Genomic DNA, 21,986 nt, shown 5'->3' on the forward strand with positions numbered 1-21,986 from the left:
AGCTCAGCTGCGGCATCGACGCTGACAGCGGCCGCTGGCGCGGCCGCTGCACCCTCAGCGTCCGCGCCGGCGCGCTGCGCCGGCTCGGCCTCCACCCCGACCAGCCGCTCTCCCGGGTCCACGCGCCCTCGCCGCCCGAGTGGTGGCACGCCGCCGCCGAGCGCGCGGCCGCCGACCCCCGCCCCGACCCACGCTAGGCGCCCATGGACCCCGACCGACCCGCCGCCGCGACGGGTTCCGGCACACCGCCCGCACCGTCCGCCGCCGCCGCGGTGGCGGCCCTCGCCGCACTCGCGGTCTCCACCTTCTGCTACGTCACCAGCGAGAGCCTGCCCATCGGGCTGCTGGCCCCGATCGCCGCCGACCTCGAGGTGTCACTGCCGCAGGTCGGCCTGCTGGTGAGCGGGTACGGCCTGACCGTGGCGGTGGTGTCGGTGCCGCTGACCCAGGCCACCCGCCGGGTGCCGCGCCGGCTGCTGCTGTCGGGGGTGCTGGCGCTGTTCGCCGCCGCCACGCTGGTGTCGGCGCTGGCCGCCTCCTACCCGGTGCTGCTGGCGGCGCGGCTGGTCAGCGCGCTGACGCACGGGGTGTTCTGGTCGGTGGTCGCGGTGACCGCCGCCGGGCTGTTCGCGCCCCGGCTGCGCGGCCGGGTGGTCTCGGTGGTGTTCGCGGGCAGCTCGCTGGCGGGCGTGCTCGGCGTGCCGGCCGGGACCTGGCTGGGCCAGCAGGCCGGCTGGCGGGCGGCCTTCGTGGCGCTGAGCGTGCTGGTGGTGGCGATGCTGGCGGTCTTCGCCTCGACCATGCCCAGCGGCCCGGCGGGGGTGGGGCACGCCGCGCGCGGGCGGGCGCCGGACGTGCGCCGCTACGTGCTGCTGCTGGTGGCGACGGCGCTGATGATCACCGGCGTCTTCACCGCGTACACCTACACCACCGACTTCCTGACCTCGGTGCCCGGCTTCCCCGCCTCGGCCATCAGCGCGCTGCTGCTGGTCAACGGGGTGGCCGGTGTGGTGGGGGTGGCGGTCGCGGGGGCGGCCACCGAGCGCAGCCCCCGCTGGGCGCTGCTGGCGGCGGCCGGCACGATGGCGGCCGCGCAGCTCGGGCTGTACGCGTTGGGGGAGTCGCGCCCGGCCGCGGTGGCGCTGCTGGCGCTGTCGAGCTTCTCGATCGGCCTGCTCGCCGCCGCGCTGCAGGTGCGGGTGCTGGACGTGGCGCCCGGCAGCGCCGACCTGGCGTCGGCGGGCACGTCGTCGGCCTTCAACCTGGGGATCGGCCTGGGCGCGCTGCTCGGCGGGCTGCTGCTGCCCGCGCTCGGGGTGCGGAGCACGGCGCTGGTGGGCGGCCTGCTGGTGGCCGCCGCGCTGGCCGTGCTCCTCACCGAGCCGCTGCTGGCGCCGGCGCGCCCTACAGGACCGGCAGGTACCGGTTCAGCTCGTAGGGGGTGACCTGGCGCCGGTAGTCCTCCCACTCGGCGCGCTTGTTGCGCAGGAAGAACTCGTAGACGTGCTCGCCGAGGGTCTCGGCCACGAACTCGCTGCGCTCCATCGCCCGGATGGCCTCGTCGAGGCTCTGCGGCAGCGGGGCGATGCCCAGCGCGCGGCGCTCGGCGTCGGTGAGCGCCCAGACGTCGTCCTCGGCGCCGGGGGGCAGCTCGTAGCCGTCCTCGATGCCCTTGAGCCCGGCGGCCAGGATCACCGCGAAGGCCAGGTAGGGGTTGCAGGCGCTGTCGAGCGAGCGGAACTCGATCCGGCTGGAGTTGTCCTTGGTGGGCTTGTACATCGGCACCCGAACCAGCGCGGAGCGGTTGTTGTGGCCCCAGCAGATGTAGGCGGGCGCCTCGCCGCCCGCCCCGGCGGTGGCGGCGGCGGCGTCCCACAGCCGCTTGTAGGAGTTCACCCACTGGTTGCAGACCGCGGTGATCTCGGCGGCGTGGTGCAGCAGCCCGGCGATGAAGCTCCGGCCGACCTTGGAGAGCTGGAACTGCGAGCCCGCCTCGTAGAAGGCGTTGCGGTCGCCCTCGAACAGCGACATGTGGGTGTGCATACCGGAGCCGGGGTACTCGGTGAAGGGCTTGGGCATGAACGAGGCGTAGATGTCGTGCTCGAGCGCCACCTCCTTCATCACCAGCCGGAAGGTCATGATGTTGTCGGCGGTGGTGAGGGCGTCGGCGTAGCGGAGGTCGATCTCCTGCTGGCCGGGGGCGCCCTCGTGGTGGCTGAACTCCACCGAGATGCCCATGTTCTCCAGCATCATGATCGCGTCGCGCCGGAAGTCGTAGGAGGCGCTGTGCGGGGTGTGGTCGAAGTAGCCGCCGGAGTCGACGGGCTCGGGGAACTGCCCGTAGGCGGGCGGGTTCTTCATCAGGAAGAACTCCACCTCGGGGTGGGTGTAGAAGGTGAAGCCGAGGTCTGACGCCCTGCCCAGCACCCGCTTGAGCACGAAGCGGGGGTCGGCGTAGCTGGGGGTGCCGTCGGGCATCAGGATGTCGCAGAACATCCGCGCGGTGCCGGGCACCTGGCTGCGCCAGGGCAGCACCTGGAAGGTGGAGGGGTCGGGGCGGGCCAGCATGTCGGCCTCGTACACCCGGGCGAAGCCCTCGATGGCGGACCCGTCGAAGCCGATGCCCTCGCCGAACGCGCCCTCCAGCTCGGCCGGCGCGATGGCCACCGACTTGAGGTAGCCCAGTACGTCGGTGAACCACAGCCTTACGAACCGGATGTCACGTTCCTCCAGCGTGCGGAGCACGAACTCCTGCTGTCGGTCCACGCCTGGCCACCTCCTGGTCGATGTCACGTCGGACTACACCGTACGTGCTCCTTGACTGCCCTCATTGTGCCCGATCACCGTTTCCCCGGCGTGAACCCCGCGTGGCCCCGGGGACACCGGACCGCGCACGCGCCGTCGCGGGCCGGTCGCAGCCGGTGAATAGCGATGCCTTGGGCCGCTCTTAACGTCGCCTTAGGCCGGTCCGGGCGAGAGTTCTTCTCGCGACGGAGGCCCACTCCGGAGCGGACACCACGAGCACCGCGGACGCCCCCGCCCCGCGGCGGCACCTGCCCGGAGGAGACCCCGATGCCTGACACCACGGACCGCGCCCGGCCGCACCGGCCGAGGGTGGCCCTGTACTCCCACGACGCGCAGGGCCTCGGGCACACCCGGCGCAACCTGGCGCTGGCGGGGGCGCTGAGCCGGCTGTCCCCCCGGCCGGACACGCTGCTGCTGAGCGGGGCGCCCGAGGCGGCGGCCTTCCGCCGCCCGCCAGGCTGCGACCTGGTGAGCCTGCCGGGGCTGCTCAAGGACGTGCGGGGCGGCTACCAGGCGCGGGCGCTGTCGGCCAGCCTGGTCGAGCTGGTCGGACTGCGGGCCGCCATCCTTTGCTCCACCCTGCGCGCCTTCGCCCCCGACCTGCTGGTGGTGGACAAGCACCCCAGGGGCGTGTTCGGCGAGCTGGAGCCGGCCCTGCGCGAGCTGGCGGCCCAGGGGCGCACCCGGGTGGTGCTCGGCCTGCGCGACGTGCTCGACGACCCGTCCGTCGCCGCGGCCGAGTGGGCCGGCGAGCGCGGTTCGCAGGCGCTGCGCTGCTACTACGACGAGGTCTGGGCCTACGGCGACCCGGAGGTCAGCGACCCCGTCGCCGACCTCGGCCTCCCCGCCGACCTGGCCGCGATCAGCCGGCACACCGGCTACCTGTCGCACGGCCGCTTCGACGGCGGCGCCGCGCAGGGCGCCCCGCACCCGGCGCCGTACGTGCTCGGCCTGGCCGGGGGCGGCGGCGACGGGGTGCGGCTGGCGGAGTCCTTCGTCCGCGCCCCGCTGCCCGAGGGGATGCGGGCGGTGTTCGTAACCGGCCCGCAGATGCCGGCGGCGGACCGGGCCCGGCTGGCCGCCCACGCCGCCGAGCGGCCCGGCGTCACGGTGCGCGGCTTCGTCGACGACCCCGGCCGCTGGCTGTCGCACGCCTCGGCCGTGGTCGCCATGGGCGGCTACAACACCGTCTGCGAGGCGCTGGCCACCGCGGCGCCGCTGCTGGTGGTGCCCAGAGTGCGGCCGCGCGGCGAGCAGCTGCTGCGGGCCCGCCGGATGGCGGCCGCCGGACTGCTCGACCTGCTGCACCCTGACCGGCTGTCCCCCGCCCGGATCGGCCGCTGGCTGGCCGGTGCCGCGGTCCGCGAGCCGGCCCCGCGCACCGGGGTGGACCTGGACGGCCTGCACCGAATCCCCGGACTCGCCACCGACCTGATCACCGCGCCGCGGCGCCGTACCGCACCGGAGAGCCACCATGTCGCCGTCTGAGACCACCGCCGCCCGGGCCGGCTGGAGCGCCGCCGCCCCCGCCCGCCGGTCGCCCGCCGGCTCCGGGCACCGGATCGGCTACGTGCTCAAGATGTTCCCGCGCTTCTCCGAGACCTTCGTCGTGTCGGAGATCCTGGCCCGGCAGGCCCGGGGCACCGAGATCGAGGTCTTCTCGCTGCGGCTGCCCAACGACGGCCGCTTCCACGCCGAGCTGGCCGAGGTGACGGCGCCCGTCAGCTACCTGCCGCACCGCCGGGCCCGTCCCGAGGACTGCTGGCGGCTGCTGCGCGCGGCGCACGGCGCACTGCCCCGGCTCACCGGGACGCTGCCCGACCTGCTCGCCGCCGAGCCCGACGACGGCCTGCAGGCCGTCGAGCTGGCGCTGGCGGTGCGCGAGCGCGGCATCACCCACCTGCACGCGCACTTCGGCTCGGTGGCCACCACGGTGGCCCGGCTGGCCTCACTGCTCACGGGGGTGCCCTACTCGTTCACCGCGCACGCCAAGGACCTGTTCCACGAGTCGGTGGACCCCAAGGACCTGCGCGCCAAGCTGGCCGGCGCGCAGCACACGGTCGCCGTCAGCGACTACAACCGCGCCCACCTGGAGCGGAGCTTCGGCGCCGCCGCGAGCCGGGTGCACCGGGTCTACAACGGACTGCGGCTGGCCGACTTCGACTACACCGAGCCCACCGGCCGCCCGCCGCTGATCGCGGGGGTCGGGCGGCTGGTGGAGAAGAAGGGCTTCGAGGTGCTGGTGGACGCGTGCGCGCTGCTGGCCGCCGAGGGCGTGGAGTTCGACTGCGTGATCGCCGGGGCGGGGCCGCTGGAGGCGGCGCTGCGCGAGCGGATCGACGCACGCGGCCTCGGCGGCGCGGTCCGGCTGGCCGGGCCGCTGCCCGCCGACCGGGTGCGCGCGCTGATGCGGGGCGCCGCCGCGCTGGCCGCGCCGTGCGTGGTCGGCTCCGACGGCAATGCCGACGGGCTGCCCACCGTGCTGCTGGAGGCGATGGCGCTGGGCACCCCGTGCGTGTCCACCGACGTGACCGGCATCCCCGAGGCGGTCCGGCACGGCGAGACCGGGCTGTCGGTGCCCCAGCACGACCCGGCCGCGCTGGCCGCCGCGCTGCGCACCCTGCTGGCCGACCGGGCCGCCGCAGTGCGGCTGGCCCGCGCCGCCCGCGCGCACGTGGAGCGGAACTTCGACGGCGCCGCGCAGGCGCGCGCGCTCGACGCCCTGCTCCCGCCCGTCCCCGCCGCCGCACCGCCCGCCCCGGCCCTGGCGGCCGTGCCGGCCGGCTGACCGAAGCGAGACGGCGGGCCCGCGGACCCGTCCGACGGCACCCGCCCCACCACCGAAGCCGCCCCATCCACCTGCGAGGGATTCACATGCGCATCGCCTACGTCTGCACCGATCCCGGCGTCCCCGTCTTCGGCGCCAAGGGCGCGTCCGTCCACGTCCAGGAGGTGCTGCGCGTGCTCGTGGGGCGCGGCGCCGAGGTGGAGCTGTTCTGCGTCCGCACCGGCGGCGCCGGGCCCGGGGACCTGGCCGGGGTGCGGGTGCACGAGCTGCCGCTGGAGCCGTCCCGCGACCCGGTGACGCGCGAACTGGCCGCGATGCGGGCCGACGCCGCGCTCGCGCGGGCCGTGGCGGCCCGGGGCGGCTTCGACCTGGTGTACGAGCGCTACGCCCTGTGGGGCCGGTCGGCGATGCCGCTGGCGCGGGCGATGGGGGTGCCGGGCGTGCTGGAGGTGAACGCGCCGCTGGTGGAGGAGCAGGAGCGCTACCGGGGACTGGTGCACCGCAGCGCGGCGGTGGAGTCGGCGCGGACCGCGCTGGGCGCGGCCGCCGCCGTGGTCGCCGTTTCGGACCCGGTGGCGGCCTGGGCGCGCGGGCACGGCGCCCGGGCGGTCCACGTGGTGCCCAACGGCGTGGACGTGGCGCGGGTGCGCCCGGCGCCGGCCGAGCCCGCGGGGCCGTTCACCGTCGGCTTCGTCGGCACCGTGAAGCGCTGGCACGGCCTGGACACCCTGCTGGACGCCTTCCGGCTGCTGTGCGAGAGCGGCCCGGCGCGGCTGCTGATCGTCGGGGACGGCCCCGAGGCCGGGCGGCTGGCCGAGCGGGCGGCGGCGCTCGGGCTTGCGGCGCGCACGGAGCTGACCGGGGCGCTGCCGCCGTCGCAGGTGCCGGCGCTGCTGCACCGCATGCACGCGGCGGTGGCGCCGTACCCGCCGGCCGACTCGGCGCTGGGCAGCTACTTCTCGCCGCTGAAGATCTATGAGTACCTGGCCGCCGGCCTGCCGGTGGTGGCCACCGAGGTCGGCCAGGCCGCCCAGATCATCACGCACGGCACCGACGGCCTGCTCAGCCCGCCCGGCGACGCCGAGGCCCTGGCCGGCGCGCTGGCCCGGCTGCGGGCCGACGCGCCGCTGCGCGCCCGGCTGGGCGCCGCCGCCCGCCGCACCGCCGTACGGCGGCACGGCTGGGACCGCACCGTCGACCGCAGCCTCGCCGCCGCGGGCCTGCGGCTGGGCCGCCGGGTGCGCGCGGCATGAGCGGCGCCCACCCGGCCGGCCCGGCCGCGGGCCCGCGGCCGGGCCTCACCCCGCCGCCGCTCACCCCGCCTGCCACCGGCCCCGTCGTCCGAGGGCCCCAGCCCATACCCCCGCCCTCCCTGGGGGACACCCCTGCTTCCATCCTCGCGCCCTGGCTTGTGCGGCGTGAGGGGCGGACGGCGGTTGTGGACGGTCTGGCCGGATCGTGCCAGGGCTGTGGACGGCGAGGGGATCCCGACGGGATCCACCGGCCGACGAACCGATCCGACGCCCGGCCGACCCCCTCGGCCGGCCCCCGCACCCCAGGGAGCAGCTGATGGCCAAGAAGTCCGGCGCCTCGGCGCCCGAGCAGCTGCGCGAAGCGCTGCCCGGGCTGCGCCGCACCCTCGGATACCTCCGACCGCACATGCGCGACCAGCGGCTGCTGATCGGCGGCGGCTTCGTCGCCCTCTTCGCCGAGGTGGCCTTCCGGCTGCTGGAGCCCTGGCCGCTCAAGTTCGTCATCGACACGGTCGTCGCCCCCGCCGCCGCGGGGCAGCCCGGCGTCGTGCGCGTGCTGCTGCTGTGCGCGGGCGCGCTGATCGCCGTCGCCGCGCTGCGCGCCCTGTCCGCCTACCTGATGACGGTCGCCTTCGCGCTGGTCGGCAACCGGGTGATGACCCGGGTCCGCGCCCAGCTGTTCGGGCACCTCAACCGCCTCTCGCTGCGCTACCACCGCGGCTCGCGCCTCGGCGACCTGATCTCGCGGCTCACCGGCGACGTGGGCCGCCTCCAGGAGGTCGCCGTCACCGCCGCGCTGCCGCTGGTCGGCAACGTCGTCACCCTGGTCGGCATGAGCGTGGTCATGCTGGTGCTCGACTGGCGGCTCGCGGTCTTCACCTTCGTCGCCTTCCCCGTGTTCATCTGGTTCGGCTCCCGCGACTCCCGCCGGATCAACACCGCCGCGCGCCGCCAGCGCAAGCGCGAAGGCGAGCTGGCGGGCAGCGCCGCGGAGTCCCTGGGCGCGATCACGGTGGTGCAGGCGTACGGGCTGGAGCCGCTGCTGCAGCGGCGCTTCGACGCGAGCAACGACCAGACCCTCACCGAGGGCGTCCGCACCACCCGCCTCTCGGCGGGCCTGGAGCGCCGCACCGACCTGCTGGTGGGCGTCGCCACCGCCGTCGTCATCCTGGCCGGAGGCTACGCCGCGCTGCTCGGCCAGCTCACACCGGGCGAGCTGGTGGTGTTCGTCAGCTACCTCAAGGGCGCCTTCAAGCCGATGCGCGACATGGCCAAGTACACCGGGCGCATCGCCAAGGCGGCGGCCAGCGGCGAGCGGATCGTGGACGTGCTGCGCACCGAGCCCGACATCACCGACCGCCCCGGCGCCACGCCCGCGATGCCCTGGCAGGGCGACATCCGCTTCGAGAACGTCAGCGCGGGCCACACCGAGGACCGCCTCGCGCTGCGCGACGTCAACGTGCACATCCCGGCCCGGGCCCGCGTCGGCATCGTCGGCCCCTCCGGCTCGGGCAAGTCCACCCTGGCGGCGCTGCTGCCCCGGCTGATCGACCCGGCGCACGGCCGGGTGGTCGTCGACGGGCGCGACGTGCGCGACCTGACCCTGGACTCGGTGCGCTCCCAGATCGCGATCGTGCTGCAGGAGTCGGTGCTCTTCGCCACCTCGGTGCGCGACAACATCCGCTCCGGCCGCCCCGGCGCCACCGACGAGGAGGTCGAGTGGGCGGCCCGCGCCGCGAACGCGCACGACTTCATCCTCCGGCTGCCCGAGGGCTACGACACCGTCCTCGGCGAGCGCGGCGCCACCCTGTCCGGCGGCCAGCGGCAGCGGATCGCGATCGCGCGGGCCATCGTCCGCCAAGCGTCCATCGTGGTGCTGGACGAGGCGACGACCGGGCTGGACCCCACCACCGAGCGCGAGGTCACCGCCGCGCTGGCCGAGCTGACCCGCGACCGCACCACGCTGGTCATCTCGCACGACCTCGACGCGGTCGCCGACTGCGACATGGTGCTGAGCGTCTACGGCGGCCGGGTCAGGACGCTGACGCCCGCCGAACTGGCCGAGGCCACGGCCACCACCGCCGTGATCACCCGAGGGGGACTCCATGCTCACCGCAGCTGACGCCGAACTGGCCCGCCGCGAGACCCGCGTCACCGCCTTCGGGCTGGTGCTCGACCCCGCCGCGCTGCGCGACCGGCTGGCCGCGCGGCTGCCCGAGGCGCCGCGCGCGGTGCGGGTGGACTACCTGCGGTACAAGCCGGGCACCAGCGTGCTGGCCGGGCTGGTGCTGGACACCGGCGCCGGCCCGGTGCGCGCCTACGCCAAGGCGTTCACCCCCGAGGGGGCGCCCGAAAAGCTCGCCAAGCACCGCGGCCTCGCCGCGCGGGCGGCCGCCGGCGCGGGCGGCGGCGACGTGTCCGCCGACTGGCACAGCGTGGTGGATGAGCCCGCGCACCTGGTGGTGGGCACCGCCCGCGCGGACCGCCGGCTGCCGGGCGTCGGGCAGCTGGCGGAGCGGCCCGGGCGCGCCACCGGGCCGGACGCGAGCGTGCGCACGCTGCGGTACAAGCCCGAGCGGCGCTGGGTGGGGGTGCTGGGGCACGAGCGTCCGGCGCGGCTGCTCAAGGCGCACCCGCCGGCGCGGGCGGCGGCGGCGCTGGCCGGGCACCGGGCGCTGGCGGCGGCCGGGCTGCCGGTTCCGGCGGCCGAGCGGGTGCACCCGCAGCGCTGCCGGGGGCTGCTGTCGCTGGCGTGGGTGCACGGCACCGCGCTGGACGCCGCGCCCGCCGACGAGCGGGTGCTGGCCGAGGTGGGGGCGCTGCTGGCCCGGGTGCACGCCGTCGCCCCGGCGCTCGCGGCGGGCCGCGAGGCGGCCCCGGCCCGGCCCGGCCTCGACGCGGCGGCCGCCGCCGTCGGCGTGCTGCTGCCCGGTCTGGCGGCCGAGGCGCGGGCGGTGGCCAGGACCGCGGCGGCCCGGTTGGCGGACCGGCCCCGGACGGTGGTGCACGGCGACTTCTCCGCCGACCAGGTGATGGTGGCGGCCGACGGCGTCTGGCTCACCGACCTGGACCAGGTGCGCATCGACGACCCGCTCGCCGACCTCGGCGGCTACCTGGCCGCCGAGATCGCCGACGGCCGGGTGCCGCCCGGCACCGACCCGTATGACGCGCTCGCCCCGCTGCTGGCCGGATACCGCCCGTGCGGCGCCCGGCTCGACCGCCGCGCCCTGGCGGCCCACACCGCCGCCGCCCTCCTGCGCCGCACCGCCGAGCCCTTCCGCCACCGCCACCCCGACTGGCCCGTCCGCGCCGCCACCCTCCTGACGGCAGCCCGCGACCTGCTGGAACAGCCATGAAGCCGCGTCCGCCCGACGCACTCGCATCCCGCGGCCCTGCTCCCGGCGGCCCCGCTCCCACCCTGCCCTGCCAGGCCCCGACCCGATCCCCCTCCCGCCCGGGGGGCGACCCCACATCCACTATCCCGCGCCGGAGCGCCTCCGGGCGCGGGCTCGCTGCCGGCTGTGGACGACGGGGCGCGGGGACGGGCCCGCTGTGGATGAACGGGGGGTCCGCTTTGACAGCGGTCGCGCGGCCGTCCGCCCGGCGCCGCCGGGCACGGCGCCCGGACCGCGCGGCCGACCGGGGCACCTGGACGGGACCGCCGGGCAGGGCAGCCGGTGACCGGCCGCGCGGCGACCGTCCCACCGCCTGGCGCCGAACCCGCGCGATCACTCCTGCCGCCCATCGCGACGATTCCGCCCGAACACCCGGACTCCGACGATGGCTCCTGCCGGCCGTCGCGACGATTCCGCCCCGAACACCCCGCCCCCGCACCCGGAGGTCTGACACCATGACCCACCCACCGACCGACGCACCCGCCACCGCCCCGCCCCCCTGGACGGCCGCCGGGCCGCGGGCCGGGCTGCGGCTGGGGCGGGCCTGGCCGCGGTCGGAGCGGCATGTGCTGCTGGAGTGGCGGCGGCCGGACGGGGGGACCGTGGCGGGCCAGTGGTTCGCCGACCGCGCCGAACTGCTCGACGCGCTCGGCGCGACCGGCGGCGCGGCCAGCGCCGACACGAGCGCCGGGGTGCTGCTGCAGCCGGGGGGCGCGGACCGGCGGCTGCGGCGGCTGGCCGAGCTGGCGCGCACCGGTGAGCTGCTGGTGCACCGGCCCGAGCGGCGCGCGGTGCTGCGCACCGCCGGCGGGTACCTGAAGGCGGTGCGGCCGAGCCGCCTCGCCGACCTGCTGGCCCGCACGGAACGCGCCGCCGGCCACGCGGCCGGGTTCACCGTGCCCGTCCGCCTCGGCCACGACGAGCGGCTGGGCACCGCGCTGTTCTCGACCGTCCCCGGCCGCACCCTGTTCGCGCTGGGCGCCGACCCGGCCACCGCGCCCGGCGACCTGGCCCGCGCCTGGCTGCGGGCCGGCCGGGCGCTGGCCGCGCTGCACGCGGCGCCCGCCGAGGGGCTGCCCGCGCACACCGCGGCCGACGAGCACGCCGTCGCGCTGCGCTGGGCCGGGCACGCCTGGCGGTTCGGGCTGCTCCCCCGCCCCGACCCGGCGTCGCTGCCGGCCGCACCCGAGCCGGGCCCCGTCCGGCTGATCCACCGCGACCTGCACGACAAGCAGCTGCTCACCGGCGACGCCGCCGCGCCCGGCCTGGTCGACCTGGACACCCTGGCCGCCGGAGACCCCGCGCTGGACGTGGCCAACCTGCTGGTGCACCTGGAGCTGCGCGCCGCGCAGGGTCTGCTGACCGGCGGCCGCGCCGAACTCGCCCGCACCGCCTTCCTCGGCGGCCTGGCCCCCGACGAGGCCACCCTGGCCAGGGCCGGCGGCTACGCCGCCGCCACCCGGCTGAGGCTGGCGGCGGTGTACGCCTTCCGGCCGCGCTGGTGCGCGCTGGCCCGCCGCCTGCAGGCCGAGGCACTGCGGCCGATGGGCGGAGGCGGCGCACCGGCGTAGGATCGGAACACGCCGAATAGCGCCACCGGGGCGGGCCCTGCGCGTTAGGCTGCCGATCGGCCGTACAGCGGACATACCGCCCCGCCGGCCGCCCCCGCTCGTCCCGCCTCCCGCTTCGGAGTGGTCATGCTGGCACACCTGTCCCGCCGGGACGTCATCCTCATCGGCGCGCTGCTGGCGCTGGGCGCGGTAACGGCCGCGTGGGCGGCGTTCGGCGAGGGCAGTCCGGCGCTGGCGGCGGTGCTGCTGCTGCAGGGGGTGGTGCTGGCCGGGATCGTGCTGGTGCGCCGCGACGTGATCCGGGCCGTGAACGGCAACCGCGAGCTGGGCCGCTCCCTGGCCCGGCTCGACACCGCGCTGGCCTCGGTGGCCAAGCACGTCAAGGCCGACCGCGGCGCCGAGGAACGGCGGATGCTGCGCGAACTGGACACCGCGCAGCGCGAGGGCTTCGAGCGGATCGGCCAGGCCGTCGACACCCTCACCGTCCGGCACCGCACCGGCCTGAACCAGATCTCGGCCGACACCTGGTCGCTGCTGAACCTGCTGCGCGTGGTCGACGTGCACCACGAGATCCCGGCGCCCGGCGGCTGGGCCGCCACCCCGCAGACCCTGCTGGCGATCGTGTCGGAGGTGATGACCCGCCCCGGGGCGCCGCTGGTGGTGGAGTGCGGCAGCGGCACCTCCACCGTGTGGCTGGCCACCGCGCTGCGGCAGAAGGGCGCGGGCCGGGTGATCGCGCTCGACCACGACGAGCACTTCGCCGCGCAGACCCGCGAGCGGCTGCTGCGGGCCGGGCTGGCCGACTGGGCTGAGGTGCGCCACGCCCCGCTGCGCGAGCTGTCGCTGGAGGGCTCCACCGCGCCCTGGTACGACCCCGCCGCGCTGGAGGGCATCTCCGGCGTCGACGTGCTGTTCGTGGACGGCCCTCCGCAGGCGACCGGCGAGCAGGCCCGCTACCCCGCCTACGAGATGCTGGCCGAGGCGCTGAACGACGGCGCCACCGTGGTGCTCGACGACGTCGACCGCGCCGAGGAGAAGCGGGTGGCCGAGCGCTGGCAGAAGCTGCGCCCCGCCGGGCGCTCGCTGGAGCCGCTGCGCCGCCTCGACCGCGCCCAGCTCTTCGCCGTCCACCGCGCCGCCGCCCCCGCCCGCTAGCGGCCCGCCGCGCCGGGCGGCCCCTCGCCCGCCGGGCCGCTCAGCGGCTTTCGTAGAGTGATCCACGTGCCTCGCTTGCGAATCGCTCTCGCCCAGACCAACTCCTGCGTCGGCGACATCACCGGCAACGCGGACCTGATCGCGCAGTGGTCCCGCCGGGCCGCCGACGCGGGCGCCGACCTGGTCGCCTTCCCGGAGATGGCGCTCACCGGCTACCCCGTCGAGGACCTGGCGCTGCGCGAGTCCTTCGTGGACGCGTCCCTGGCGGCGCTGGAGTCCACCGCGTCCCGGCTGGCCACCGACGGCCTCGGCGGGCTGCCGGTCGTCGTGGGCTACCTGGACCGCGAGCCCGGTGCGGTGCCCCGGGTCGGCCGCCCGGCGGGCGCCCCGCAGGACGCCGTCGCGGTGCTGTACGGCGGCCGGGTCGCGGTCCGCTCGGCAAAGCACCACCTCCCCAACTACGGCGTGTTCGACGAGTTCCGCTACTTCGTTCCTGGCGACCGGTTGCCGGTGCTGCGGCTGCGCGGCGTCGACATCGCCGTCGCCGTCTGCGAGGACCTGTGGCAGGAGGGCGGCCCGGTGGCGGTCGCCCGCCAGGTGGGCGCCGGGCTGCTGCTCACCGTGAACGCCTCCCCGTACGAGCGCGACAAGGACGACGTCCGGCTCGAACTGTGCGCGCGCCGCGCCGTCGAGGCGGGCGCGGCGCTGGCCTACGTGAACATGGTCGGCGGCCAGGACGAACTCGTCTTCGACGGCGACTCCCTGGTGGTGGACGCCGCCGGGAAGCTGCTGGCGCGGGGGCCGCAGTTCACCGAGGACCTGCTGGTCACCGACGTGGAGCTGCCCGAGGCGGCGGCCGAGCCGCCCGGCCCCGGCCCCTACGACGCCGCCGACGGCACCCGCATCCGGGTGGAGCACGTCGTCCTGTCGCAGGACCCGGCACCCGAGCGGGCGCCGCTGCCCGCGCGGATCGCCGAGCCGATGGAGTCGGCGGCCGAGATCTACGCCGCGCTGGTCACCGGCACCCGCGACTACGTGCGCAAGAACGGCTTCCGCTCGGTGATCCTGAACCTGTCCGGCGGAATCGACTCCGCGCTGGTCGCCACGATCGCCTCCGACGCCGTCGGGCCCGAGCGGGTGTACACCCTGCTGCTGCCCAGCCGCTACTCCAGCGACCACTCCGTGCAGGACGCCGAGGAGCTGGTGAAGCGGCAGGGGCTGCACGCGCAGCTGATCCCGATCGCCGACATCGTCGGCGCCTTCGAGGACCGCATCGACATCGACGGCCTGGCCGCCGAGAACCTCCAGGCGCGCATCCGGGGCATGCTGGTGATGAGCCTGTCCAACCAGCACGGCCATCTGGTGCTCACCACCGGCAACAAGAGCGAGCTGGCCACCGGCTACTCCACCCTCTACGGCGACTCCGCGGGCGGCTTCGCCCCGATCAAGGACGTGCCCAAGACGGTGGTGTGGGAGCTGTCGCGGTGGCGCAACGCGCAGGCCGAGGCGCGCGGCGAGGTGCCGCCGATCCCGGAGAACTCCATCACCAAGCCGCCCAGCGCCGAGCTGCGGCCCGGCCAGGTCGACACCGACTCGCTGCCCGCCTACGACATCCTGGACGCGCTGCTGCACGACTACGTCGAGCGGGACCTCGGCCGCGACGCGCTCGTCGCGGCGGGGCACGACCCCGCCTTGGTCGACCGGGTGATCCGCCTGGTCGACCGGGCCGAGTACAAGCGGCGCCAGTACCCGCCCGGCCCCAAGGTGACCGGCCGCAACTTCGGCCGCGACCGGCGCCTCCCCATCACCAGCCGCTGGTCCTGACCGCGGCGCCGAGCCGCGGCGCCGGCCGGCCGGCGGCGAGCGGTGCCGGTTCGGCCGAGGCGCGTCCGGTCGCGGTGGGCGCCGGTACCCGCGCCCGGTGGGCCGCTGGTGCGCCGAGCGGCGCCACCCGCACCTCGCCGGGCGCGGACCGCCTTCGAGCGGCGGCTCGCGCCGCATGACCGCGACGCCCGCGCGCCGCCCGGCGCGGCGGAGCGGACCGAACCCCCCGCGCGCACGAACGCCGCTTTCGCATGCGATTATCCTGAATCACACGACCGTTTCCCCGGAGACGCCCGCGCGGCGCTTCGAGGCGAGGAGGTTCCCATGTCGGCTTCGACAGCCGTGTCCGCGAACGTGCCCGGGTCCGGACCCGCGGCCGCGTCCACCCCTTCCACCACCCCGTCCGGCGCGCAGCAGCCCGGCAGCCTGTACGGCGGCGGCAGCCGCCGACGGGTCACCGTGCGCGACATCGCCGCCGCCAAGGAGCGCGGCGAGCGCTGGCCGATGCTCACCGCCTATGACGCGCTGACCGCGCGGGTCTTCGACGACGCCGGCATCCCCGTGCTGCTGGTCGGCGACTCCGCCGCGATGGTCGTCTACGGCTATGACTCCACCCTGCCCGTCACCGTCGACGACCTGCTGCCGCTGACGGCGGCGGTGTCGCGCGCCACCACCCGCGCGATGGTGGTCGCCGACCTCCCCTTCGCCTCCTACCAGGAGGGGCCCGAGCAGGCGCTGCGCTCGGCCGCCCGGTTCATGAAGGAGGGCGGCGCGCACGCCGTCAAGCTGGAGGGCGGCCGCCGGGTCGCTCCGCAGGTCGAGGCGCTGGTCGCGGCGGGGGTTCCCGTCATGGGCCACGTCGGGCTGACCCCGCAGTCGGTGAACACCATCGGCGGCTACCGGGTGCAGGGCCGCGGCCACGAGGCGGGCGAGGCGCTGCTGGCCGACGCCAAGGAGCTGGAGCACGCCGGGGCCTTCTCGGTCGTGCTGGAGTGCGTGCCCTCCGAGGTGGGGCGGCGCGTCACCGAGGCGCTGGGCATCGCCACCATCGGCATCGGCGCCGGGCCCGACTGCGACGCCCAGGTGCTGGTCTGGCAGGACATGGCCGGGCTGAGCCCGCGCACCGCCAAGTTCGTCAAGCGGTACGCGGACCTGGCCGACACCCTCACCGGCGCCGCGCACGCCTTCGCCGCCGAGGTCGCGGGCGGCGCTTTCCCGGCCGCCGAGCACTCGTACTCGTGATGCCCCGTCCCTGACGGACGCGCGAGCGCCCGCCGCCCCCGCGGGGTGGCGGGCGCTCCGCCGTCTGGGGGCCGCCGCGTCGGCTCCGGATCCGGCGGTGCGGGCGGCACCGCGAAGTGACCGAGCGGTAACATCGGCGGGAGCGCGCCCGGCGCGACCCCCCGACGAACGGAGCGGCCGATGCGGCTGTCGATGCCCCTGCAGTACGCGGGCGAGCCCAAGAAGGCGGCGGAGCAGGTCATCACCCTGGAGAAGGCGGGCCTTGACACCGTCTGGGTGGCGGAGGCGTACAGCTACGACAGCCCCACCTTCATGGGCTACCTGGCCGCCAGGACCGAGCGGGTCCAGATCGGCTCGGCCATCCTGCCGATCTACAGCCGCACCCCCGCGCTGATCGCGCAGACCGCCGCGGGCCTGGACTACCTGTCCGACGGCCGCGCCATCCTCGGCCTGGGCGCCAGCGGTCCGCAGGTGATCGAGGGCTGGCACGGCGTGCCCTACGACCGCCCGCTGGCCCGCACCCGCGAGATCATCGGGATCTGCCGCCAGGTCTGGCGGCGCGAGGGACCGCTGACCAACGAGGGCATCTACCCGCTGCCGCTGCCGCCCGAGCGCGGCACCGGCCTCGGCAAGCCGCTCAAGCTGATCAATCACCCGGTCCGGCCCGACATCCCCGTCTTCGTCGCCGCGCTGGGCGCCAAGAACGTGGAGCTCACCGCCGAACTCGCCGACGGCTGGCTGCCGATCCTGTTCGCTCCGGAGAAGGCCGGCGGGGTGTGGGGCGAGCCGCTGCGCGCCGGAGCGGCCAAGCGGGACGCCGCGCTCGGCCCGCTGCAGATCTCGGCGGGCGGCCTGCTCGCCGTCGGCGAGGGCGAGGACACCAAGCGCCTGCTCGACTTCGCCCGCCCGTTCGTCGCCCTGTACGTGGGCGGCATGGGCGCCAAGGGCAAGAACTTCTACCACAGCCTGGCCTGCCGCTACGGCTACCAGCGCGAGGCCGACCTCATCCAGGAGCTCTACCTGTCGGGCCGCAAGGACGAGGCGGCCGCCGCCGTCCCCCTCGAACTCCTCGAACTCACCAACCTCGTCGGCCCCGAGTCCTACGTCCGCGAGCGCATCGCCGCCTACCGCGAGGCGGGCGTCACCACGCTCGATATCACCCCGGTCACCGACGACCCGGTCGGGCTGGTGGAGAAGGTGCGGGGGTGGCTGTGACGCGGCGTCCCGGCCGGGACCGGCGGGCATACTGAGAGACCTGGTGCCGCGCTCCCACGCCGAGAACCGCCCGTACGTCGTGCCGGGAAGCCTGCGGGAACTCACCGGCCCGGTCTCGGACGTCGAGCTGCCCAACCGCCTGGACCGGGCGCCGGACCTCCGATACGACCTCGCCGTCCCCGAGCAGCGCAATGCCATGTACGAGCGGGTAATCAGGGAGAGCGGAACGGTACGGGATCTGCGCAGGTACATCAATTCGGAAACTCTGGTGCGGATATGGCCCGAGCTGGTCCTCCCCCGGCAGGTACGCCGCCTTTGGGAGTTCCAGTTAGCAGAGCCGAGGGCCGTGGTCTGATCGCCAGATGCGCCCCCTGCACGAGCGCCTGATCGGAATCGGCCTCGCCAGTACCGCGGAGTTCGGCTTCGCCTTGGCGGGAGGATACGCCGTGCAGCGGCACGGCATCGTCGACCGCCCGAGCGCCGACGTCGACCTGTTCACCTCTCGCGACCGCCCGGACATATCGACGGCCGTCGACCGCGCGATCCTCGCCTTCCGCGCCGCCGGGCTCGGCGCGGTCAGCGGAGCGAGCATTTCGCCCGGGCCGAGATCACCGATCCGGCGGACGGTGAGCGGACAAAGGTCGGATTCGCACGCGACTTCCGCGTCCACCCACCGGTACTCCTCGAATTGTGTCCGGTCATCCATCCGGAGGATGCGGCGTCGGGCAAGATGGGCGCGCTGCGGGGGCGTGCGGAGGCCGCGCGACTTCATCGACGTGGCGGCGATCCTCGACCGCACCCAGCTCGCGGAGAGCGACCTGATCCGGCTCGTCACCGAGCGCGATCCGGGCTTCCACCTCGGCATCTTCGCGGAGATGCTGCACTCCATGTCGCGCCTGGAAGATGCCGACTTCACCCGCTACGGCCTCGCCGTCGGCGAGGTGACCGCCCTCCGGCGGCGCTTCGCCGACTGGCGGGCGGAGATCCTGAAAGGGCTGCCCGCCGCCTAGCGCGCCGCCGCCAGCTGTTCCGGCAACACCCGCCGCGCCTCCGTCAGCGACGGGCCGTACCAGGTGAGGTGCCGGCCGCTGAGGAGGGCGGACGGCAGGGCCGGAAAGGCGTCGGGGCCGTCGTCGGCGGAGAAGGCGTAGGGCTCGTCGGGGAGGACGACCAGGTCGGCGCCGACGGCGTTCAGCTCGGTGAGCGGCACCTTGGGGTAGCGGTCGGCCGCGTCGCCGTAGGCGTTGGCGATGCCGAGGCGGGCCAGCAGATCGCCGGCGAAGGTGTCGCGGCCCAGCACCATCCAGGGACGGCGCCAGATCGGCACCACCGCGCGCACGGTGGGGGGCGGCGCCGCGTCCAGCACGTCGGCCCAGGCGTCGCGGGCCTCGGCCAGCCAGGGCGGGGAGTCCAGGCCGCAGGCGGCCAGCATCCGGCGCAGGCCGGTGAGTGCCTGCGGCAGCGTGCGCACGGCGGTCACCCACACCGCGACGCCCGCCGCGCGCAGCGCGGCGAGGTCGGCTTCGCGGTTCTCCTCCTCATTGGCCAGCACCAGGTCGGGCCGGAGCGCGACCACCCGCGCCACGTCGGGGTTCTTGGTGCCGCGCACCCGCGCCAAGTCGAGCCCCGGCGGGTGCGAGCACCAGTCGGTCGCCCCGACGAGCAGGCCGGGCGCGGTCGCCGCCACGGCCTCGGTGAGCGACGGCACCAGCGACACCACCCGGCCGACCCGCCCGGCGTCGCCGGGCACCGGCAGGCCGAGGTCGTCGACGCGCTCCGCCGCACCACCCGAGGCGGACGGCGGCGGACCGGCGGCGCGACCGTCCTCCGGTGCACCTTCAGCGCCCCGAGCGCAAGCCCCGGCGCCATGGCTGTGCATGGACCGTCCCTCGACCAGACGGTTCTGCACAGATTCCCGGCCCGCCCTTCCCCGGGGTCTTGACAACCGCCAGGCTGACGGCGCGGCTTCACGCTTGTCGGGGTGGTTCGCCCCCTGGTCGGGCGGGGCCCCGGTGGGGGCTGGGACGGGGACGGGCGGTGCGGGGGTCACACGTCGGTGATGCGGAGGCCGGCGTGGGCCTTGTAGCGGCGGTTGACCGCGATCAGGTTGGCGGTGAGCGCCTCCACCTGGTGCGCGTTGCGCAGCCGGCCGCCGTAGACGCCGCGGAAGCCGGGGATGCGGCCGGCCAGGGCGCGCACGGTGTCGGTGGCCTCGCGGTCGTCGCCGAGGACGAGCACGTCCAGGTCGACGCGGTCGACCTCGGGGTCGAGCAGCAGCACCGAGGAGACGTGGTGGAAGGCGCCGACCACCCGGCTGTCGGGCAGCACGGCCGCGGCCTGCTGGGCGGCGCTGCCCTCGGGCACCGGCAGCGCGAAGGGGCCCTGCTTGTCGAAGCCGAGCGGGTTCACGCAGTCGATCACGATCTTGCCGGCCAGCGGGCCGGCCAGTGAGGCCAGCAGCTCGCGGTGGCCCTCCCAGGGCACCGCGACGACGACGACATCGGCCTCGGCCGCGACGGCCGCGTTCTCCATGCCGCGCACGGGGAGCCGGGAGCCGAGTTCGGCGGCCGCGGCGCGGGCGCGCTCGGCGTCGCGCGAGCCGATGAGGACCCAGTGCCCGGCGATCGCGAACCGGCGGGCGAGCCCGCGCCCCTGGTCGCCGGTGCCGCCCAGGATCCCGATGGACATCCCGGTCACGTCGGGCACGTCATGAGGTGACTTCTGCTCTGCCATGACCCGATCCTGCCAGTCCGGCGCGCGTCCGCGCAGCGGCACCCCGTACCGGCGCGTGTGCCGGTCGGCACACCGGCCCGCGCACGGCCCCGGCCGCGCCCGTCGGCACACCGACGGGCTGCCGCGTCATGCTGAGCGTTCCCTTCTCCGAGCACACGGACGAGCGGGTCGGAGCCGAACCCGTACGGCCGCCGTCGCGGTCGGCCGCACCGAGGCGGGCGGCGGCGCGCCCTTTCGCACGGACATGCGAGCACGGAACCGCAAACCACGGCCGCACAGACCGCCGCGAACGCGAGAGCCGGAACGAACGTCAACCCGGCGTTGACGCAAGCCATATCGTCAACATAAAGTTGACGCATGACGAAACCTCACCCCGTCCGCCTGGACGACCTCATCCGGTACGTCAAGACCGAGAACCCCGGCGACGACCCGCTTCAGCGGCTCTCCGGCGCCGTGCAGGTGTCGGCGCACGTCGGGGAGGTGGCCGACCACCTCATCGGGCACTTCGTCGACCAGGCGCGCCGGGCCGGCGCCTCGTGGACCGACATCGGCCGGCACATGGGCGTGTCCAAGCAGGCGGCGCAGCAGCGCTTCGTGCCGAAGCAGACCGAGGACCCGGTCACGAGCGGCAAGCGGTTCTCCCGGCTGACCTCCCGGGCGCGCACGGCGATCGCGCGGGCGCACGAGGAGGCGCGCCGCCACGGCCACGCCGTCGTGGACACCGGGCACGTCCTGCTCGCGCTGCTGGACGACCCCGAGTCCATCGCCTGCCTGGCGGTGGTCCGGCTCGGCGCCGACCTGGGCCGCGCCAGGGAGGCGGCGGCCGAGGTGCTCGGGCCGCCCGCCGAACCGGGTTCGCCGGAGCAGATCCCGCTCGGGTCGGCCGCCACCAAGGTGCTCGAACTGGCGGTGCGCGAGGCGCTGCGGCTCGGCCACGACCACGTCGGCAGCGAACACATCCTGCTCGGCCTGCTCCGCGACGAGCGGTCGGCCGGCGCCCGCGCGCTCGTCGGCCTCGGCATCACCCGCAAGCGCGCCGAGGAGGCGATCATGTCGCTGCTGTCGGCAGCCGACCGGCCGAAGCAGGGCTGACCGGCCCGTCGATGGGGCACCATGGTGGCGTGGAGATCAGTCAGGTCGAGTCGCTGCGCGCCGTCCTCGCCACCACCGGCTGGATCCAGCGCACCGAGGAGTTCGCCGACGCGCTGCGCACCACCCGCGAACCGGGCGGGCTGCTGCTCTTCGGCACCCCCGTCGAGGAGCCCTGGCACCTCGCCGCCCACCTGGACGACGAGAGCCGCTACGCCGGCCTCCCCCAGCTGCGGCCCACCCTGGTGCGGTGGCGGCCGCCTCCGGACGCTCCCCCGCACCTGAGCGTGGGGCTCGACCGGCTGGGCGAGGTCCGGCGGGGCGAGACCCTGTTCGTCGTGTCGCCCGAACCGGTCGCGCCGGTCCCGCTGCTCGAACGGGTGGACGACGCGCGGCGCTCGGGCGCCACCGTGCTCGCCCTGGACCAGGGCGACACCGAACTGCACTCGCTGGCCCACGAAGCGCTCGGCGTGGTGCCCGAGGCGGCGCCGGTCAGCTTCGACGCCGCCCAGCACCTCGTCAGCTACGCGGCCGGCGGGGAGCGGCCCAAGGGCCGGCGGGGGCTGCGCGACTACCTGTCGGCCTTCCTCGACGTGGTCAGCGGACCGCACGTCGCCCGCTGAGCGGCCCGGCGGCGACGCTCAGTCGGCCTGCTCGCGGCGCTCGGCGCGGTCCCACTCCTCATTGCGCTGGGCGGCGGTGTTCAGCGCGTTCGCCGCCTCCGCCTCGGTGGCGTAGGGGCCCATCCGCCACTTGTCCGCGCAGCCGGGGCCGCGCTCCACCCGCATGTGCTTCAGGCAGTACCACCAGTCGTAGTCGCCGCTGCGTACCCCGGGCGCCTCAGCCATCGGGCCTCCTCCGTCGCGTTCGGCGGGCCGCGCCCGCGCCCGGCCCGTTTCGGCATCATGCCCGTAAA

The 21,986-nt window shown here is 75.9% G+C and carries 19 protein-coding genes; 15 read left to right on the plus strand and 4 right to left on the minus strand.

Annotated elements, in window-relative coordinates:
- Positions 1-203 precede the first annotated feature (203 nt).
- Positions 204-1,445, plus strand: coding sequence for an MFS transporter (locus CLV72_RS20435; protein ID WP_106248890.1), 1,242 nt, complete (start codon positions 204-206; stop codon positions 1,443-1,445).
- Here CLV72_RS20435 and CLV72_RS20440 read toward each other — a convergent pair.
- Positions 1,405-2,766 (minus strand): glutamine synthetase family protein, encoded by a 1,362-nt coding sequence (locus tag CLV72_RS20440; protein ID WP_106248893.1) that lies wholly within the window; start codon positions 2,764-2,766, stop codon positions 1,405-1,407. The genes CLV72_RS20435 and CLV72_RS20440 overlap by 41 nt on opposite strands.
- Positions 2,767-3,072: 306 nt before the next feature.
- Between CLV72_RS20440 and CLV72_RS20445 the strand changes: the two genes are divergently transcribed.
- The 12 genes from CLV72_RS20445 (at position 3,073) to CLV72_RS31825 (ending at position 18,258) form a co-directional block, all read left to right on the plus strand.
- Positions 3,073-4,293, plus strand: a complete 1,221-nt coding sequence (locus CLV72_RS20445) for a glycosyltransferase family protein (protein ID WP_106248896.1) — start codon at positions 3,073-3,075, stop codon at positions 4,291-4,293.
- Positions 4,280-5,593: a glycosyltransferase gene (locus tag CLV72_RS20450; protein WP_106248899.1), complete on the plus strand. Its 1,314-nt coding sequence runs from the start codon at positions 4,280-4,282 to the stop codon at positions 5,591-5,593. Before CLV72_RS20445 ends, CLV72_RS20450 begins: the two co-directional genes overlap by 14 nt.
- Before the next feature lie 86 nt (positions 5,594-5,679).
- Positions 5,680-6,846, plus strand: coding sequence for a glycosyltransferase family 4 protein (locus CLV72_RS20455; RefSeq protein WP_106248902.1), 1,167 nt, complete (start codon positions 5,680-5,682; stop codon positions 6,844-6,846).
- Between the two features lie 316 nt (positions 6,847-7,162).
- Positions 7,163-8,968 (plus strand): ABC transporter ATP-binding protein, encoded by a 1,806-nt coding sequence (locus CLV72_RS20460; protein WP_106248905.1) that lies wholly within the window; start codon positions 7,163-7,165, stop codon positions 8,966-8,968.
- A complete protein-coding gene (locus CLV72_RS20465) occupies positions 8,952-10,202 on the plus strand; it encodes a phosphotransferase (protein ID WP_106248908.1) in 1,251 nt (416 codons plus the stop codon). The genes CLV72_RS20460 and CLV72_RS20465 overlap by 17 nt, the downstream gene beginning before the upstream one ends.
- A 494-nt stretch (positions 10,203-10,696) precedes the next feature.
- Entirely contained in the window at positions 10,697-11,812 is a 1,116-nt protein-coding gene (locus CLV72_RS20470; protein ID WP_106248910.1) for a phosphotransferase, read from the plus strand.
- A 126-nt stretch (positions 11,813-11,938) separates the two neighbouring features.
- Positions 11,939-12,967, plus strand: coding sequence for a class I SAM-dependent methyltransferase (locus tag CLV72_RS20475; protein WP_106248913.1), 1,029 nt, complete (start codon positions 11,939-11,941; stop codon positions 12,965-12,967).
- 66 nt (positions 12,968-13,033) lie between these two features.
- A complete protein-coding gene (locus CLV72_RS20480) occupies positions 13,034-14,791 on the plus strand; it encodes an NAD+ synthase (protein WP_106248916.1) in 1,758 nt (585 codons plus the stop codon).
- 324 nt (positions 14,792-15,115) lie between these two features.
- Positions 15,116-16,033 (plus strand): 3-methyl-2-oxobutanoate hydroxymethyltransferase, encoded by a 918-nt coding sequence (gene panB / locus CLV72_RS20485; protein ID WP_106248919.1) that lies wholly within the window; start codon positions 15,116-15,118, stop codon positions 16,031-16,033.
- Between the two features lie 180 nt (positions 16,034-16,213).
- Positions 16,214-17,248, plus strand: a complete 1,035-nt coding sequence (locus CLV72_RS20490; protein WP_106248922.1) for an LLM class F420-dependent oxidoreductase — start codon at positions 16,214-16,216, stop codon at positions 17,246-17,248.
- A gap of 43 nt (positions 17,249-17,291) precedes the next feature.
- Positions 17,292-17,603 carry a hypothetical protein gene (locus CLV72_RS20495; protein WP_211302991.1) on the plus strand — a complete coding sequence of 104 codons (312 nt, stop codon included), beginning with the start codon at positions 17,292-17,294 and terminating at the stop codon, positions 17,601-17,603.
- Between the two features lie 7 nt (positions 17,604-17,610).
- Positions 17,611-18,258, plus strand: coding sequence for a hypothetical protein (locus tag CLV72_RS31825; protein WP_146159503.1), 648 nt, complete (start codon positions 17,611-17,613; stop codon positions 18,256-18,258).
- On the opposite strand, the gene CLV72_RS20505 is transcribed toward CLV72_RS31825, so the two are convergent.
- Both CLV72_RS20505 and npdG read right to left on the minus strand, forming a co-directional pair.
- Entirely contained in the window at positions 18,255-19,004 is a 750-nt protein-coding gene (locus CLV72_RS20505; protein ID WP_211303021.1) for a helical backbone metal receptor, read from the minus strand. The genes CLV72_RS31825 and CLV72_RS20505 overlap by 4 nt on opposite strands.
- 290 nt (positions 19,005-19,294) lie before the next feature.
- Entirely contained in the window at positions 19,295-19,981 is a 687-nt protein-coding gene (npdG, locus tag CLV72_RS20510) for an NADPH-dependent F420 reductase (RefSeq protein WP_106248929.1), read from the minus strand.
- Between the two features lie 357 nt (positions 19,982-20,338).
- Between npdG and CLV72_RS20515 the strand changes: the two genes are divergently transcribed.
- Positions 20,339-21,073, plus strand: a complete 735-nt coding sequence (locus CLV72_RS20515) for a Clp protease N-terminal domain-containing protein (protein WP_106248931.1) — start codon at positions 20,339-20,341, stop codon at positions 21,071-21,073.
- Between the two features lie 11 nt (positions 21,074-21,084).
- On the plus strand, positions 21,085-21,693 hold the full coding sequence (locus CLV72_RS20520) for a hypothetical protein (protein WP_106248933.1): 609 nt from the start codon (positions 21,085-21,087) through the stop codon (positions 21,691-21,693).
- An 18-nt stretch (positions 21,694-21,711) separates the two neighbouring features.
- Here CLV72_RS20520 and CLV72_RS20525 read toward each other — a convergent pair whose 3' ends face one another.
- Positions 21,712-21,918, minus strand: coding sequence for a hypothetical protein (locus CLV72_RS20525; protein ID WP_106248936.1), 207 nt, complete (start codon positions 21,916-21,918; stop codon positions 21,712-21,714).
- Positions 21,919-21,986: the final 68 nt, after the last annotated feature.

Source organism: Allonocardiopsis opalescens (assembly GCF_003002095.1).
GTDB lineage: Bacteria > Actinomycetota > Actinomycetes > Streptosporangiales > Streptosporangiaceae > Allonocardiopsis > Allonocardiopsis opalescens.